Here is a 17,199-nt window from a genome sequence, read left to right on the forward strand (position 1 = left end):
GTGTCCCGACGACGCCCCGTGACGCTCTGAAAAGGTCGAGATCATGACCCTTTCCCGCCGCGGTTTCATGGGCGTCGCCGCCAGCCTGACCGCTCTCTCTCCCTTCGCTTCCGCGCGCTTCTCCGGTGCCCATGCCGAAGCGGCCCAGACAAAAATTGCCATCGTCGCCAAGATTGGCGGCATCCCGTGGTTCAACGCCATGGAGCGCGGTATCCAGAGCGCGGGCAAGGAGACCGGCTGCAACGCCTGGATGATCGGTCCCACCCAGGCCGACGCGGCCCAGCAGGTCAGTGCCATCGAGGATCTGATCGCCCGCAAGGTCGATGTGATCGGTGTCGTGCCCAATGATGCCAGTTCACTGGTCCCGGTTCTACAGCGTGCGCGTGCGGCGGGTATTCATGTGATCAGCCATGAAAGCCCCGGCCAGCAGGGCGCGGAGTGGGATCTCGAATTCACGACCCCTGCTGCGGATGGCGAACGCCATATGGAGGCGCTGGCAAAGGCGACAGGCGGCAAGGGGGGGTACATCATCATTGTCGGGTCTTTGACCGTTCCCCAGCACAAGATGCGCGCCGATGCGGCTATCGCGCTGCAGAAGGCCCGATATCCCGACATGCATCTGATCGGGGATCGTTTTGGCTGCGGTGAAAGCGTGGATGACAGTTATCGCACCGTCATGGACCAGTTGCGCGCTCATCCCGATCTGACCGGGGTGCTTGCTTTCGGGTCGCAGGGGCCGATCGGGGCCGCGCGTGCGGTCGATGCACGTGGCAAGATCAGAAGCGTTTCGGTGGTCGGACCGTTCTCTCCGGGGCAGGGGGCGAAATATGTGCGCTCCGGCGCGATACGCTGTGGCTATATCTGGAACCCGCTTCTGGCCGGGCAGACCTTGGTGCGTCTGGGCATGATGATGGCGACCGGCAAGCCCATCACCAACGGTATGGACCTGACCGATATCGGTGCCTTGCAGGTCGATCCGGCGCAGCGCAGCATTCTTGCTCCAAAGATGCAGATCATCGATCGATCGACCATCGATGCGCTGGTGGCGCTGGGGCTGTGACCGACGCAGTCTTTCTGGAACTGCGCCATGTGCACAAGACATTCGGCAGTTTCCAGGCGCTGCGCGGGATCGATTGGGATGTGCGCGAAGGCGAGATCCATTGTCTCGTGGGCGAAAACGGATGCGGCAAATCCACGCTAATCAAGGCGGTATCGGGGGTACACGCTCCCGACCCGGGCGGGGAGATCCGTATTGGCGGTCGGAATGTGCTGCCGCTCGATCCGATGCGCGCCCGTGCACTGGGCATTCAGGTGGTGTTTCAGGATCTGGCTCTTTTCCCCAATCTGAACGTGGCCGAGAACATCGCCTTCGATGCCAATCTGGGGCGTGGTTTCAGTCCGCGCGCTGCGATCCGGCGGAAGGCGAAGGAAATCCTGTCCCGTCTTGGGCATGATCTGCCTCTGGAGTGTCCGGTGGATGCGCTGTCGATTGCCGAGCGGCAGATCGTGGCCATTGCGCGCGGCCTTGCGGGTGAGGCGCGTTTGATTTTCATGGACGAACCCACGGCGTCGCTCACACGCGCCGAGGTGCGCCGCCTGCTCGATCTGGTGCGCAAGCTCTCGGCGGAGGGGATTGCGATCGTCTTCGTTTCGCATCGGCTCGATGAGGTCTCCGCCATTGCCGAGCGTATTACGGTGATGCGCGATGGACGGATGGTGGGCACGTATCCTGCATCCGGTCTCGACCAGAGAACGCTGATCCATCTCATGACCGGTATCGAGATCGCGACCCATCATGCTCCCCGCGATTGCAGTGCCCGTCCCGCCCTGCTGGAAACCCGCCAGCTCACGCGCAAGGGCGAGTATGAGAACGTCTCGATCACCCTGCATGAGGGCGAGGTTCTGGGCCTGACAGGCCTTCTGGGTGCCGGACGGACGGAATTTGCCCTCTCGCTTTTTGGCATGACCAGACCAGATTCCGGGAAAATGCTCGTGCATGGCCAGGAATGTCGTTTTCGGACCAATCAGGATGCTCTGGCGGCGGGTCTGGCTTATGTCTCTGAAGACAGGCTCAATCTCGGGATCAATGCCGAGCAATCCATCGTCGATAATCTCGATATTGCCGTTCTGCCAAGTCTGGCCAATCGTTTTGGCATCATCACCGATCGGGCGCGCGTACAGCTCGCCCGGGACTGGGTGGCGCGTCTGAATATCAAGGTCAATTCGGTTCAGGATGCCATCAACACCCTGTCGGGTGGCAATCAGCAGCGCGTCATTCTGGCACGCTGGCTCGCATCCCATCCCAAGATTCTCATCCTCGACAGTCCTACAGTGGGGGTGGACATCAAGAACAAGGAGGGGATCTACGCCCTGATCCGCGAATTGAGCGCCCAGGGCGTGGGCATTCTCGTGATCTCGGACGAGATGATCGAGCTTTTTGCCACCTGTGATCGCATCCTGCATATGCGCAATGGCCGTATCGCGGGTGATTATTCCCCGGCACACATCACAGAACAGGCGCTGGAGGCGCAGATCTATGCCTGATTTTGCCACGCTGCGCAGTCGGCCCGAGTTCTGGCTGTCCGGGGTGATCGTCATTTTCGGTGCAGCCCTGTCCCTGTCGACGCCAAGCTTTCTCAGCCTGTCGAATTTCGTCGATCTGACCGAAAGCTACGCCGTGCAGGCCATCATGGCTACGGGGCTTTTCGTCGTGCTCATTGCTGGGGGGATCGATATTTCCTTCGCGGCCACGGCTTCGGTGGCGCAATATGTATCGGCGCTTCTGGCCACGCATTATGGGCTCTCGCCCTTCCTCGTTATCCCCGCTGGGCTTGTCGTGGGAACGGGGCTCGGCTTTTTGAACGCCGCGCTGATCCATTATGCGCGTGTCAATTCCATCATTATCACCATCGCCACCATGAATGTGTATTTCGCCCTGCTGATGTATGCGACGGGCGGTCACTCCATCTATAACCTGCCCGAATGGTGGAGCGAGCGCGTCACCTTCCTGCAATTCGAGACATCGGGGGGCGATCTCATACGCATCACTTTGCCCATCGTGGTCATGGTGGTGTCGCTCCTGTTGTGCTGGGTCCTTCTTACCCTGTCCAGAACCGGCAGGCAGCTTTACGCCATGGGCGGCAATGCCGAGGCGGCGCGTCGCATCGGCCTGAATATCTCGAAGCTGCAGTTCTTTGCCTATGGCTTTGCCGGTTTCATGGCGGCTCTGGCGGGGCTGGTTCAGGCCAATCGCGTGGGTGAAGCCGTGCCGAATGCGCTTTATGGCACGGAATTATCGGTCCTTTCCGCCGCCGTTCTGGGCGGCGCATCGCTTCTGGGCGGCGTGGGGACGATCGGCGGGATCACGCTCGGTATCCTGCTGCTCGCCATCATCCAGAACGGGCTCAATCTGCTCGATATCTCACCCTACTGCTTCGAGATCATCACGGGCGCGATCATTCTCGCTTCCACGACGCTCACTGCCCTTTCGGTCCAGAGCCGCAAGCGCTCCCGGCTCGTTGAGGAAGCGCCTATCCCGGAGCAAGCCCATGTCTGAAAATCTGCCCGTTACCGGCAATAAGACAGGACATTCCGCCTCCATGACCGATCTTGCCGCTCCGTTCCGGCGGCTGTTTCCTGCGCGTGTGTCGGGGCAGGCTCTGGCCGCGCTGGCGCTCGCCATCGGGTTCAGCCTCATCGTGCCTGGGTTTTTCAGCCTCGGCTCCATGCGCTCCATGATGTTCCAGCTCCCGCAACTCGGTCTTCTGGCGCTGGCCATGGCGATCCCGATGATGTCGGGCGGGTTGAATCTGGCCATCATCGCGATTGCCAATGCCTGTGGCCTCGCCATGGTGACGGTGCTCGGCCATCTGCCTTTGGCGGGCCATGGCGCGGGCTATGTCGGGTTCTGCATCGTGATCGCTCTTATGGTGGGGGCGGTGCTGGGGACGGCGTTGGGAGGCGTGACCGGATGGCTGATTGTGCGGACGAAAGTCCATCCCATTCTGGTCACGCTGGGAATCATGTCGATTGTCGAAGGCACGAGCATCTGGCTGACGCGTGGTGAAGTGGTGTCGGGACTGCCTGCCCTTTATGGTCAGATCGGCAATGCCTCACTGGCGGAGATACCGCTGGCCTTTCTCGCCTTTCTGGCGGTGGCGGGCGTGGTGCATCTTCTGCTTCAGCATACGGCTTTCGGGATTTCGATCCGCATGATCGGGTCGAATGCACTCGCCACGCGCTATTCGGCGGTCAATGTCGATCGCGTAACGATCAGGATCTACGCGCTTTCGGGTTTCCTGTGCTTCTGCGCCGCCTGCCTGATGCTGGCGCGATTCAATTCGGCCAGCGCGGCTTATGCCAAATCCTATCTGCTGGTCACGGTTCTGGCCGCTGTTCTGGGCGGGGTCGATCCCAATGGCGGTTTCGGACGGGTGACAGGGCTGGTTCTGGCCATGATCATGCTTCAGCTGATTGCGACCGGGTTCAATCTGCTCGGCTTCAGCGATTATCTGACGCTCGCCATCTGGGGGCTGGTGCTGATCGGGGTGGCCTGTGCCCAGTCCATGGTCAAAAAGAGGCGCTGAGAGCGCCCCTTGACGACCTGAATCGTCAAAAGGGCGGCGACTCTGACTCCGACCGCCCTGAGGGTTTCATTCATTATCGGCAGAGGGCATTGTTTCCGCCGGAATGAGCGACACATAGGGCTGAACTGCGAGACGCGCCGCGTGATCGGCCTTCGCCGCCTCGAGCAACTCCGGATTGGTTGCGAGGTCGAGCCCGGTCAGGGCCATGATTTTCGCCACATGCACCATGCCTTTATGCGCCACCGAAGACTGCCCTTGGGCGGTCATCTGCCAGGAATGGAGCTGGGTACCGATAGCGCAGGTTGCGCCAAGCGCCTGAACGGTGGGCACGGTCCAGCTCACATCGCCTACATCGGTTGAGCCGAGTGACGAGCGATTGCCCCCGGCAGGCAGAACGAAATCGGCGAGCGGCTTGTCCAGATCGGGTCTGGCGCCAGCATGATGGAAGGCGGCAATGATGTCGCTTCTGGGGAAAGTGGCCTGCATCTTGCGGGCGAAATCACGGTCATCCTCATCGAATGGCGGCGGTCCAAGACGCTCGACATGACCCTGCATGGCGGCTTCGAGCGGGGGGCAGGGCAGGATATTGGCCATGGCGCTGATCACGCGTTCTTCCACCTGTGTTTCCGTCATCAGCGCGGCACCCTGGGCAATCTTGCGCACACGCTCCGTCAGCGGCACCAGATCGGCCAGATCGAGCGTCCGTACCACGTAGCGTATGGTGGTTTTCGCCTGCACGACGTTGGGCGCAGCGCCACCTGCATCGAGATAGGCGTAGTGAATGCGCGAGCTGGGCAGCATGTGCTCGCGCAGATAATTCACACCCACATTCATGAGCTCTGCCGCATCGAGGGCGGACCGCCCCAAGAAGGGTGCAGCCGCTGCATGGGCGGCTTTGCCGGTAAAGGTGAAATCGAGACGGATATTGGCGAGGGAGGAGGGGGGAAACACGCCGGTGAAAAACAGAGGATGCCAGGAGATCGCGGCATCGACATCATCGAACACGCCTTCACGCACCATGAAGGCTTTGCCTGCACCTCCTTCCTCGGCGGGGCAGCCATAATAGCGCACGCGTCCCGGCAGATCATGCGCGGCAAGAAAATTCTTCAATGCCGTAGCAGCGAGCAACGCGGCGGAGCCCAGCAGATTATGGCCGCAGGCATGGCCATTCCCATTGCCGGGGAGCGGGGTGTGTTCCATGACCCCTGCGGCATTGGTCAGGTCGGGAAGTGCATCATACTCGCCCAGAAAGGCGATGACGGGTCCACCCTGGCCGGCCTCACCCATGACGGCGGTGGGCATGCCGGCGACGTTGCGTGTGACACGAAACCCTTCTTCAGCCAGTTTCTCGGTATGGAGCGCACAAGAGCGGACTTCCTCGAAATTGGTCTCGGGCACTTCCCATACTGCATCGCTGAGCGCGATCAGGCTTGAAGCGCGGTCATCGACAAAGGAGAGGATGGCATCGGTATTTTTCATGAGAAGAAAATCCTTGTCGGCGGAAGAGGAAGGCAGGCCCAGCGCGTGCGGAAGAGTGCCCTCAGGGGATGTCAGAACCCAATCTTGGCTGGGCGATGTCACAAGGCACGATCGGGCAGGGGGGAAAAGGCGCTTGGCCGATGCCCTTGCTTCATGAGGTGGCGCAGGCCCAGATAGGCCAGAAGCGAGAGGGGCGTCAGCACACCGATCATCCAGGCAGGCACCATGGCATCATGGAAACGGGCGATCAGCAACACGGTTATCGGCTGTGTCAGGCCGCCGAAAACCGAGACGGCTACGGCATAAACGAGGCCAAAGATAAAGGCGCGGCTATGGTCGGGAATAGCGTCGAACAGCAAGCGCCAAACGGGGGCGATGAGCAGACCCGAGGAGAGAAAGATCGTGACGTTCAGGCCGATCTGGGTCCAGAGCCCCGGATAGGTGATGGAAAGCCCATAATAGACCATGCAGAGCGGCGTGCCGATGAGGGAAACCCAAAGCACGAAACGCATCGGATCGGGATTGCGATTGGCGATACGCATACCGGCGATGACCGCCGTAACGCCGCAGATCAGGCCGATGGTCATGGCGAACATGGCGATACCGGGCGGCAGATGCAGCACCGCAATGGCGTAGCTGACACCGAATGTGCGCAGGTAATTGGTGATGGTCCCGCAAATGATGAGTGCGAAGACCAGCAGGATTTTGGGCGTGATCAGCAGGCGCAGCGTTGCGCCAAAAGGATGGGGCTCGTGATGCGTTGTATGCGCGGCAGGGATTTGTCGACGCAGCCAGAATCCGAACGGGAGTATGGCCACGCCGATGACAAACGGGACGCGCCAGCCCCAGTCATAAAGCGCATCATGGGAGAGGACGAGCGAGAGGATCAGCCCAAAGATCACCGCCACCAGCATGCCCAGAATCTGCGTCACATATTGCATGATGCTGATAATGCCGCCTTTGCCTGGAGGCGCGGCGTCATACAGCATGGCGGTAGCCGGACCGACCTCGCCGCCATCGGAAAACCCCTGCATCATGCGCGCCAGAACAATCATGAAAGCGGCGATGATGCCGATCGCGCCCGTTGGCGGGGTGGCGGCGAGAAGCAGCGAGCCTACTGCCATGATCACAAAAGTCAGCATGAGTGCGGCCTGATGGCCATGGCGTCTGGCATAGATGCCGACGCAGAACGCGCCCAGAGGCCGCAGGAAAAAACCGGCGCCAAAGGTGATGAGCGCATCGAACAATCCGGCCAGACCGCTGCTATGCGGAAAAAAAGCCTTGGCGATCATCGGCGCAAAAAACGCGTAAGCCATGAAATTATAGAATTCGAGAAAATTTCCGACACAGGCGGCCATGATGATCCGCTTTCTGTCCTGTTCCGATCCTGTCATGGCGTCACTCTCCTTGCGGGTGGGGGCGTTCAGTAGGTCAGGCCGATCCGACCGCCGATAAAGCGCGGCGGGCCGGGAATGCGGAAATAGGTCGTGGTCGATTGCGAACTCGTGGTGAAATGCTCCCTGTTCAGGATATTCGACGCATAGAGTGTGGCTGTCCACGGTCCTTTGAGCGGATGCACAGTGAGATGCGCGCCGAGCAAAAAATAGGCGGGAAGCTGATAGGGACCGGTGCCGCCCGGCACCATGGATTGTGCGGATCGGAAATTCCAGTCGATCCCGGCCTCTCCCTCATAGCGCTTGAGGAAGGCAATACGATAATCGCCAGAGCCATTAAGGGTCAGTTTTGGGTTCATGCCTTCTGTACCGGCATAATCGGTGTAGATGGGCGCCCATATGCCCGTGCGTGCGTATTGGGCATTGACGGCAGCAGCGTTGATGGCCTGGAAGCGCTGGTATTTGCTGCGCAGATAGCCGAAATTCTGCGTCAGGTAGACATGGCGTATCGGATTGATTTCGGTATTGAACTCAATCCCCCAGATCTCTGATTTCGGGATGTTGTCAAAGCGTCCGAGAGGACCATAGCTGGGCACGACATAGGTGCCGAGATATTGCTGGTCGTGATAATCGTAATAAAAGGCGGCTGCATTGAGCCGGAAACGATTGGGAATGAGATCGGCCTTGAAGCCGAGTTCATAGGCCAGCACGGTTTCGGGTTTGAACGGGTCGAGCTGCCCCTGCACGACCGTATTATTGGCGGTCATACCGCCCGGCTTCATGCCCCGGCTGACCTTGAAATAGGTCATGAGGTCTTTCGTAGCCTGAAATTGCAGGCCCAGCGTGCCGGCAAACTGGTTCATGTTGGACCCGGTAGACTGGAACTGCAGGGAGCGACGTCCGAACTGGACCGTACGCAAATTCAGCAATTGTCGGTCATCAGCCTCATGGGTCAGCCCGCCGATCAGCGTCAGGCGATAGGGCAGCTTGTAGGCCAGATGCGCGAATTGCGAGAATGTCTGCTGGTTCTGGCCGAAGGATGTTTCCTGAAGATAGCCGCGTGTGGGCACGTAATCGGTGAAATCGAAAAAGGACTGCTGCGTCATGCGCACGCGGTCGTAATAGGCGCCGATCACCCAGTCGAGCGGCCGGTTCTTGCGGGATTCCAGACGCAGTTCCTGCGAGAAGCTGTTGGCGACGATATTGCGGTAGTTATCGCCCGTGGCCCAGAGCGTGCCATCCTGATCGGTATATTCGCCCACGCGCTCGGTTTCGAAGGCGCTGATGCTCCTGAGTGTCGCAAAGCCGAAATCATGCGATGCCTTGAGATCGGCCCCCCACATTGTATTGTGCTCGCTGGGCTTCAGATTCGTCGGGCGGCCGATCAATCTGGCGAGACGCGTATTATAGTCCCATTGGGCCTGCTGGTAGGTGAGGGGCGGGTAGGGGCGCGTTGGCAGGAAATTCACGACGGGTTTGGCTGCGACGACCTCGGAATCATCCTGGACCCAATGCCCGCTCAGCATGATTTCCGTATGCTCTTCCGGCCGCCAACGCAGTTTGGCGCGCAGCGCGCCCAGATTTGCATCCCCCAGATGGGCGCCATTGCTCGGATTGGTCTGCCAGCCGCCGCCTTGCATGGTCTGCCCCGCGATCCTGAAGCTGAGCTTGTCTGTCACGATCGGACCGGACACAAAAAGATTGGTGCGGCTGCGGGCGTAGGAGGCAATATCCTGTGAAACCCCGCCATGCCAGTCATCGGTCGGGTCATTGGTATGAAATGCCACTTCTCCCCCTGTATCGGCCTGGCCATGAGCAAAACCGACCGGCCCGGGCTCGACGGCGGCGCCGGCGATATCGAACATCATGCCCGAGGCCATGCGCGCCAGGGGATAGGCGACGTCGTCATAATAGACGAGAACCGAGGACATATTGTTCTGGGTGTAGTCGTTCAGCCCTATGCCGCGCAGGAAGAAATTGGTTGTACCTGTGCCGTTCACGCTCTGAACGGTCAGGTTCGGGGCCACGCGGGGCAGATCGAGCAAAGACACCACTCCCTGACGCGTCAGGGTCTCGGCCGTGATATGGGTGGTGGCATCGGCTTCATGCTGGGCTGCGGTAAAATGGAAGCGCCGTCGTGCTGTGGTGACCGTCAGCGTTTCGTAGCCGCTTTTCATTGCCCCGGGACGTGATGCCCCGGGACGTGATGCCCCGGGACGTGATGCCCTGGGACGTGATGTCGCATCCCGTGCGCTGCGGTTTCGTGACGATGCAGGGGCTGAGGTAGGGGCAGATACCCTGGTCGCGGGAGAGGCGTGCCGCGAAAGCGCCTTGTGCGCCCCGTGCCCGCCCCCGGCAGAAGCAGCCTGATCCTGAGCCTGGGCCTGAAAGCTGAGAGCTGGTGTCAGGGCCGTCGCTATCAACAAAAAGAAGGATGAACGGCACCACAGGGCCTTTTGGCGCGTCTGGAATGGCTTGTCTGTCATCGTGCTTCCTGCCGGTTATTATTAGTGCAGGCGGCGGTAACACCTGCCGCCCGAGCGGGCTGTAGGAAAATAATGAAAGCAAAACGTTTCGTTATTGAAGCGAAATAAGGTTATGCTGCGTCAACCGTCTGGTTGTCGAAGGAGCGGGCAGGGCATGGTGACTGGATCGAGGCTGCATCGGCGGCTCAAACTGCGCCATCTGCATCTGCTGGAAATGCTGAATGCGACGCGCAGCATGCGCCTGACCGCGCAGAGGCTGAATATCTCGCCCGCCGCTGTCTCGAAATCCTGTATCGAGATTGAAGCCCTGCTCGGTCAGCGCCTGTTCGAGCGTGTGCATGGCCGCCTTGTGCCCCTGCCAGGACTCGAGCGCGTCTTGCTGGCGGCGCGGCGGATCGATCATGAGTTGCAGGCGCTGAGTGAGGATTTCGCGCGTGAGACGGCCCTGCTGCATGGCAAGGTCCGTATTGGCTTGCAGGCTCCGATGCTGGAGAGACCGCTTATCGCCTGGGTGTCGCGCATGAAGCGCGAGCAGCCTTTCCTCACTATAAGTATTGAATATGGCATGCGTCAGCGTCTGCTCGATGATCTGCATGCCAGCAGGCTCGACATGGTGGCGATAAATCTTCTGGGAGTTGCTGTGTCGGGGCGTTTCGAAACCCGGACGCTCTGCCTGGAGCACTGTCTGGTTCAGTCTGACGGGGAGTTACTGACCGTCTCTGCGGTTCTGGATGGCTGGGCGCATTACGCTGACCGCGTGTGGTTGCTCCCCGTCAAGGGCATGGCGATGCGCGATCGCTTCGAACAGGTCCTCCAGGCGCGCGGCCTGTCCCTGCCCGATCGTCTGGTCGAGATCAGCGTGCCCAGCAGGTTGGAGGAATTGCGTGAGGCCTGCGACGCCGTCGCTCTCGTGCCCGTCTCGCTTCTGTCGGAGTCGCAGCTCTCACGCCTCCCTGTCCTGGAGGGAGGGCTGCCGGGGGATGATTTCTTCATGGAGCACGGCATTGCCTGGGCGCGCGGCACCGTGCGCACTGCGCCTGTCGCCTATGCGCTCGCGATCATGTCGAGCCTGCCTGATTCCTTCCGGACAGGGGAGGGAGGTGAGCAGGTTTTCTGATGCGAGGTATCGGACAAAAAATGGTGAAGTATTGCGGGATAATGAAATCGTGATGAAGGAAAAGAAAGGTACCTGACGCACATTACCCACCCTTTGAGTTGTCAAGCCGGACAACCCCTCTCTCGGATCAAGGAGGGTTTACTGGTCTGACGGTCTCGTAGCTCCATCGGCTTTCGGCGTGGCGGGCCCGGATACCGGGCAGAGCCTATCCGGGGGCGTAGCGTGAGGATGTCCCGTGCGACGCGTTGTTCCTTTATTATGCACCCTTGCTGGCCTGGTGATCGGTCTGCTCGGTGTGGGTCTGGCCCTGGGCGGGGTGTATCTCGCCTGGCTCGGCGGAAGCTGGGCCTATATCGCCCTCGGCCTGCTCATGGCCTGTGTCGGGTTCCTGGTCATGGCCCGACGGACCATCGCCCTTCCCCTGTCGATCCTCCTGAGTCTGGTCGCCGCTGGGTGGGCTTTCGGCGAGGTGGGGGATGTGTTCTGGCTCGTTCTGCCACGCGTCGGGGTCTTTCTCGTTTTGCCCATCGTTGTGGGCGTGCTGGCGCCTTTCTTCGGCGCCACAGAGCGTGGCCCTGTTGCAGGGGGCGGGCGTGCTGGTGCATTGCGCTCCGGAGGCGTCCCTCGCGCCTGGGGCATGGGCATTGCCGCGATCTATGCCATCATTTTCTGTGGCATCATTCTGGGCGTGTTCCAGCCTCATGCGGAGGTCACGGCAGAGGCCTCACAGCAGCCCAAGCCCGATGGGGCTCTGGGGCAGCAGAACGGCAATGACTGGCCTGCCTGGGGCCGCAATCTGAGCGGTGACCGCTTTGCGCCCTATACGCAGATCAACGCGCAGAATGTGACCGATCTCAAACTCGCCTGGACCTTCCATACAGGGGACCTCGCCATTGACGGGTCTGAGTACCAGGTCACGCCGCTCAAGATCGCCGATACGCTCTATCTCTGCACGCCTCTGAACAAGGTGATTGCGCTCGATCCGGTTTCGGGCAAGCAGAAATGGCGTTTTGACCCGCATATGCAGGTGACGCGCGGCAACAAGGGCTGGAAGCGCTGCCGTGGCGTCAGCTATGCCGATCTCACGACCATGTCGCTGCTGGCGCCTGATGCGAAAGCGTTTGGCCCGGAGGAAGCTCCTGCGTCTGCCGACCAGGCCTCCCCCGTGGCAGCGCCCGCTGCACCGCCCGAAGAAACCGCGACGCCCGCGCCTGTTGCCATCACGGCGGAAACCCCCTGTGCGCGTCGTATCGTCAGCACGACCAACGATGCCCGCCTCTTTGAACTCGATGCCACGACCGGAGCGCTCTGCGAGGATTTCGGCGATCATGGCATGGTCAATCTGCTCGAAGGGCTCGGCCCGACGGCACCTGGCTCCTATTATCTGACCTCCGCCCCGCTCGTGGCTGATGGCGTGATCATGGTGGGTGGCAAGATCAACGACAACATGACCGTCGGTGAGCCCTCGGGCGTCATTCGCGGCTATGATGTGCGCACGGGCCGACTGGTCTGGGCCTGGGATGCCTCGCGTGGCAACAAGGACAGCCGCCCACTCCCCGCTGGACAGATCTATGCCACCGAAACCCCGAATTTCTGGGGAACGGCCTCCTATGATCCCAAGCTGGGCCTTGCCTTCATTCCCATGGGCAATCAGACGCCGGATTTCTGGACCGGTAATCGCCATGACTATTCGGACGAATATACCGACGCAATTCTGGCACTCGATATCCGCACGGGCCAGGAACACTGGCATTTTCGTACCGCCAATAACGATATGTTCGACTATGACGTGACGTCGCAGCCGATCCTGTACGATATGCCCGATGGCAAGGGCGAGACCACGCCGGTCGTCGTTGCTCTGACCAAGCGCAGCCAGATTTTCGTGCTCGACCGCCGTACAGGCAAACCTGTCGTGCCTGTGACCAATCGCAAGGTCGCGACTGACGGTATGCCCGGCCAGCGAATCAGCCCGGTTCAGCCCTATTCCGCTCTCTCCATTGGCGTCGATCCGCTGAAGGAAAGCGATATGTGGGGCGGTACGGTGTTCGACCAGCTCTATTGCCGCATTGCTTTCCGGAAGATGCGTTGGGAGGGGGAATTCACCCCGCTGAGCGACAAGCAGAAAACCCTGATCTGGCCCGGCTATTACGGTGGCTCGAACTGGGGCGGCGGGGCGCTTGACCCGCAAACCGGTGTGCTCGTGGTGAACGACATCCGCATGGCAATGTGGGGACAGTTCATCAAGCGCGAGGACGCCGCCCATGCCGGCCTCGTTCCCTCGACCGAGGGCGAATATTCCGAGCAGCTCGGCACCCCTTGGGGCGTGGAGCGCTCCATGTTCGTTTCTCCGCTCGGTGCGCCGTGCTTCAAGCCTCCTTATGGCTCGCTCACAGCCATCGATCTGAGGACGCAAAAGACGCTTTGGCAGGTGCCGGTTGGCAGCATCCAGGACGCCGCCATTCATGGCGTGTTCGGCCAGAAGGGGATCATTCCGCATCTTTACATCCCGGTTGGCATGCCCACGTTGGGGGGGCCGATGCTGACACAAGGCAATCTCGCCTTCTTCCATGGCTCTCTTGATAACTACCTGCGTGCGTTCGATCTCCGCTCCGGCAAGGAAGTCTGGCGCGAGCGTCTGCCTGTCGGGGGGCAGGGTACGCCCATGACCTATGTCGAACAGGGCAGGCAATATGTGCTGGTGGTCGCGGGTGGCGCGACGCGTACGGGCACCAATGAAAACAAGGGGGATTACGTCCTGGCTTATGCTCTCCCGGCAACGCCCTGACGGTTTCTCTCGTTCCCCTGCCGTTTTGACGCGGCAGGGGAGCCCCTTCGAGGTTCCAGTTTCATCACGGATCCTCAGTCAGGCCCGCGCTCTGCCGGGTCTGATACCCAGGGGATGATGCCGGGTAACGCTGCGGCAGATGCACTACCGCAACAAGGTCCGGCCCGGCCCATACTCCCTCGGGATTGATGACCCGGGGGCAGGATGATCAGGTCCTGACAAGCAAGCCGGATATCCGCCTCATCCTCTCTGTCAGTGCCAGCCTGCCGGCACAGTACCGGCTGACGTACCGGAGAACCAACTACGAGCGCCTCGGATGTGTCTGTCTATCTGAGCTCGGGACCGTCGGCCTTTCTCTGCACAGTCGTTCGGTGCCGTCTGATCCGCAATCATGCTGGGCGTGCGCTCTCTGCGTGAGACGATGGGCAAAAGAAAACCCCTCTTCCGTCGCCGGAAGAGGGGGTAGGGCTGAGCCGTGGAGGCTTGGTTTGTTCAGGCTGTGCGTCCGAGGATGCGGTTATAAAGCGTGGCGAGTTCCTGCGCCTGATCCTCGTAGCTCGGAAGGCTGCCCTTGTTCGGGTTCACATAGGAATCGAACCGGCTCTTCTGATCGAGGATGGCTTCAATCGCGGCCTGGAGGGGGGCGGGATCATCGATGATCGGGATGAGTGAGCCATTCACGCCATCCACGATTTCCTCGGCCTGGCCGCCCGGTGCCGTCGAAATCACCCAGACATCACGCGACAGGGCCTCGCGCACGGTCAGGCCATAGCTCTCGCGCCATTGCGAGGGGAAGAGCAGCACGTCCACCTGATCATAGAAATCATCCAGTCCGGACTGGGTGTAGGCTGGAACGGTGCGGATCGTTCCCTTTACCAGCCATTCCGACGTATCGATCGAGGGGAAACCCAGGTTGAGCGTGTTGTCGACCAGCACCAGTTCCCAGTCATCGCGCTTGGTGCGCTCCAGCGCCTTGCGGATCAGGTCATAGCCTTTGACAAACCCGATTCCCCCGACGAAACCGAAGCGCAGCTTGCTACCTGGCGGGCGTTGCGCCTTGGGGCGCGAGGGCCAGGTGAAGCCGTTACGATTGATCAGAATCCGGTCAGAGGGCACGCCATTGCGCACATAGAGCCCCTTATGCTCTTCCGAGGGGCTCAGAATGGCTGCCGCACCTGCCAGAGCCTGGCGCATGACCTTACGGCGTTCATTCAGGTAATGGGCGCGTGTCGACTCACCAGGGGCGAGCGGCACTTCGTTCTTCTCCAGATGGTACTGCCCGTCATCGCGCGTAATGAAGAGATTATCAGACAGCCACCAGCAATCATGCAGGCTGATCACGTAGGGCACGCCGCGTTGCTGGCAGATGCGGGCCATGCCGACGCCCATCTCCTGGATTGCATGGAAATGCACCAGCTCGACGTCCCATGCATCGATCCAGCGCTCGATCTGACGGGCGATGGTGATGTTGTCGGTTGCGGCATTACGCCCGGCCACGACGGAAAAGACGTCCGTGTCGAGCACGCGATAGCGCAGGGCACCGTCGGGGAGGGCCTCCAGAACCGGGCGCGTGGTCATGATGCTGTTCTCGAAGCCGGCCTTGGCGAGCGGCTTGAGAAGGGCTTCCACCACGATCGTGGCCCCGCCGAAAGAGCGCGGTGCCATGAAGATGTTTACTTGCAGGACACGCGGTGCCTTGTGGGTAAAGGCGGGAGGCTTGCCGAAGACCGGAGCGGCCTGCTGGGTCAGGATACGGTCGGGCGCATAGAGCGCGAGCGCCGCCTCGCGCGCTTTCAGACCGATGCGGCGACGCAATTGCGCGTCGCTGGCCAACGCCAGAACCGTGTCCCGCCACTCTTCGGCGGTGCGGGCGAGATACCCGTTATCACCGGACCGAATGACCCGCCGATAGGTATCGGTGGGCGAGCAGATGGAGGGAAGCTCCAGGATGGCAGCCTCCAGAAATTTGATATTGCTCTTGCAGTCGTTGAAGAGCGTGTCCTCAAGCGGCGCAATGGCGATATCCGCTTTGGCCAGTTCTCCCAGATAGGCGGCATAGGAGACTTCGTTCCGACGCTGAACGCGCGAGCCGAATTGCGCAAAGAGCGGTGAGATCTTCAGAGGGCCGATAATCAGGAGATTCACGCGCGGTTCTGCCTTCATGGCAGCGATCAGACCGGTTTCCGCGACCTTGAAGTCCATGTCATGGGCGCGGCTGCCCGAGCCGTAGCAGACCCAGATCCTGTCTTCATCGCGCGGGGCTGGGTTGGCGAGCAGGCTCGCGGCCACCTCAAGAGTCTGGGTGTCGAGCGCGTTCTCTAGAACCAGCACATCCTCGATGCCGATCTTGCGCATTTCGGCGGCCAGGGCTTCCGTGGAGGCCATGCCACGCCCACAGGCACGGAGCGCGCGCAGATAGAGATCGGCAAGATGGTAAAGGCCCTGGCGCTCATGATAACTCAATGTCGCCAGATTGCCGTTGCGCCGGTAGAGGATCTTGCTGAACAGAAGATCGTCGATCTCCCAGCGCGGTTTGAGACCGAGCCTCTTGGCCTCTGCAATCAAGCCGAGTACCGAGGCAACGCCCGGTACGCGATAGAACAGAATCTCGGTCGCTACCTGAAGCGAGGAGAGCGCCTCGCTGCTATCCTGCCAGTCGACGATCTGCACGGTCCAGCCGAGACGACGGATCAGCTCGGCCTTCTGGGTCACGCGATATTTGGTACATTGCTGCAAACCCATATCGGCGATCAGCAGATAGTGGGGGCGCAGCATCTGGGTCGCCTTGGGCGCCGGGCGTCGCAGAAAGGCAGCAAGCTCCTTGGTCGGGACAAAAAGCGGATCGCCCGCCTGATCACTATGCCGTGAAAGACGTCGTTTCGCGATTCCCCCGGCAAAAAACCGACCCATCGCCTTGAAGAATCCTTCGGTGCGATAGGAATCGAGCCACTGCTCCCAGGCCTCATTGATAGGGATGCCGCGCGGCAGACGACCGAGGGTCAAGGCCCGAACCCAGCGCAGCGGCTCCATGATTCGCCAGGACAGCGAACGGCGCATCAGCTTCAGCTGCTGGTTCGTCAGGCGGAGCTCCGCCTGGAGCGAATCTGCGCGAATGGTTGCGAGATAGGCCGAGGCCGCCAGGGTCTCTTCCGGGGAAGTGTCGATGTCAAAGGCAGAAGGGGTCTGTCTGTCGGATAGATCGGGCAAGAATCACTCACTGGGTGATGAGGACAAAACTGGCTGGAAGCAGCCTGTGCGCTCTATAGCCCAGATTTACCCGTTACAAAAACGAAGGCCCGGTCTGTGAGCCGGGCCTTCGCCGAGAGACGCGAGTAACTGATGGTTTGTTGAT

10 protein-coding genes are annotated in these 17,199 nt (G+C 60.7%); 6 read left to right on the forward strand and 4 right to left on the reverse strand.

The annotated features are described in order from the left end of the window. Positions 1-43 precede the first annotated feature (43 nt). From WFJ47_RS14690 to WFJ47_RS14705, 4 genes are read left to right on the forward strand one after another with little or no spacing between them, the layout of a single operon-like run. Entirely contained in the window at positions 44-1,060 is a 1,017-nt protein-coding gene (locus tag WFJ47_RS14690; protein WP_199751652.1) for a substrate-binding domain-containing protein, read from the forward strand. Beyond that, on the forward strand, positions 1,057-2,544 hold the full coding sequence (locus WFJ47_RS14695; RefSeq protein WP_336763964.1) for a sugar ABC transporter ATP-binding protein: 1,488 nt from the start codon (positions 1,057-1,059) through the stop codon (positions 2,542-2,544). Before WFJ47_RS14690 ends, WFJ47_RS14695 begins: the two co-directional genes overlap by 4 nt. After that, positions 2,537-3,556, forward strand: coding sequence for an ABC transporter permease (locus WFJ47_RS14700; RefSeq protein ID WP_336763966.1), 1,020 nt, complete (start codon positions 2,537-2,539; stop codon positions 3,554-3,556). The genes WFJ47_RS14695 and WFJ47_RS14700 overlap by 8 nt, the downstream gene beginning before the upstream one ends. Next, positions 3,549-4,586 carry an ABC transporter permease gene (locus tag WFJ47_RS14705; protein WP_336763968.1) on the forward strand — a complete coding sequence of 346 codons (1,038 nt, stop codon included), beginning with the start codon at positions 3,549-3,551 and terminating at the stop codon, positions 4,584-4,586. The genes WFJ47_RS14700 and WFJ47_RS14705 overlap by 8 nt, the downstream gene beginning before the upstream one ends. 66 nt (positions 4,587-4,652) lie before the next feature. Here the strand turns inward: WFJ47_RS14705 and WFJ47_RS14710 are convergent, their stop codons facing one another. The 3 genes from WFJ47_RS14710 to WFJ47_RS14720 form a co-directional block, all read right to left on the reverse strand. Beyond that, complete coding sequence (locus tag WFJ47_RS14710; protein WP_336763970.1) at positions 4,653-6,065, reverse strand: amidohydrolase; 1,413 nt, start codon at positions 6,063-6,065, stop codon at positions 4,653-4,655. 98 nt (positions 6,066-6,163) lie between these two features. Beyond that, positions 6,164-7,459 carry an MFS transporter gene (locus WFJ47_RS14715; RefSeq protein WP_336763971.1) on the reverse strand — a complete coding sequence of 432 codons (1,296 nt, stop codon included), beginning with the start codon at positions 7,457-7,459 and terminating at the stop codon, positions 6,164-6,166. A 29-nt stretch (positions 7,460-7,488) separates the two neighbouring features. After that, complete coding sequence (locus tag WFJ47_RS14720; protein WP_336763974.1) at positions 7,489-9,636, reverse strand: TonB-dependent receptor domain-containing protein; 2,148 nt, start codon at positions 9,634-9,636, stop codon at positions 7,489-7,491. A 463-nt stretch (positions 9,637-10,099) separates the two neighbouring features. On the opposite strand from WFJ47_RS14720, the gene WFJ47_RS14725 reads away from it, so the two are divergent. Together WFJ47_RS14725 and WFJ47_RS14730 are read left to right on the forward strand one after the other, a co-directional pair. Next, complete coding sequence (locus WFJ47_RS14725) at positions 10,100-11,062, forward strand: LysR family transcriptional regulator (protein WP_336763976.1); 963 nt, start codon at positions 10,100-10,102, stop codon at positions 11,060-11,062. 235 nt (positions 11,063-11,297) lie between these two features. Continuing rightward, positions 11,298-13,847 (forward strand): membrane-bound PQQ-dependent dehydrogenase, glucose/quinate/shikimate family, encoded by a 2,550-nt coding sequence (locus tag WFJ47_RS14730; protein ID WP_336763978.1) that lies wholly within the window; start codon positions 11,298-11,300, stop codon positions 13,845-13,847. Between the two features lie 492 nt (positions 13,848-14,339). Here the strand turns inward: WFJ47_RS14730 and WFJ47_RS14735 are convergent, their stop codons facing one another. Then, positions 14,340-17,054 (reverse strand): glycosyltransferase, encoded by a 2,715-nt coding sequence (locus WFJ47_RS14735; RefSeq protein ID WP_336763980.1) that lies wholly within the window; start codon positions 17,052-17,054, stop codon positions 14,340-14,342. Positions 17,055-17,199 lie beyond the last annotated feature (145 nt).

The organism is Asaia sp. VD9 (assembly GCF_037150015.1).
Lineage (GTDB): Bacteria > Pseudomonadota > Alphaproteobacteria > Acetobacterales > Acetobacteraceae > Asaia.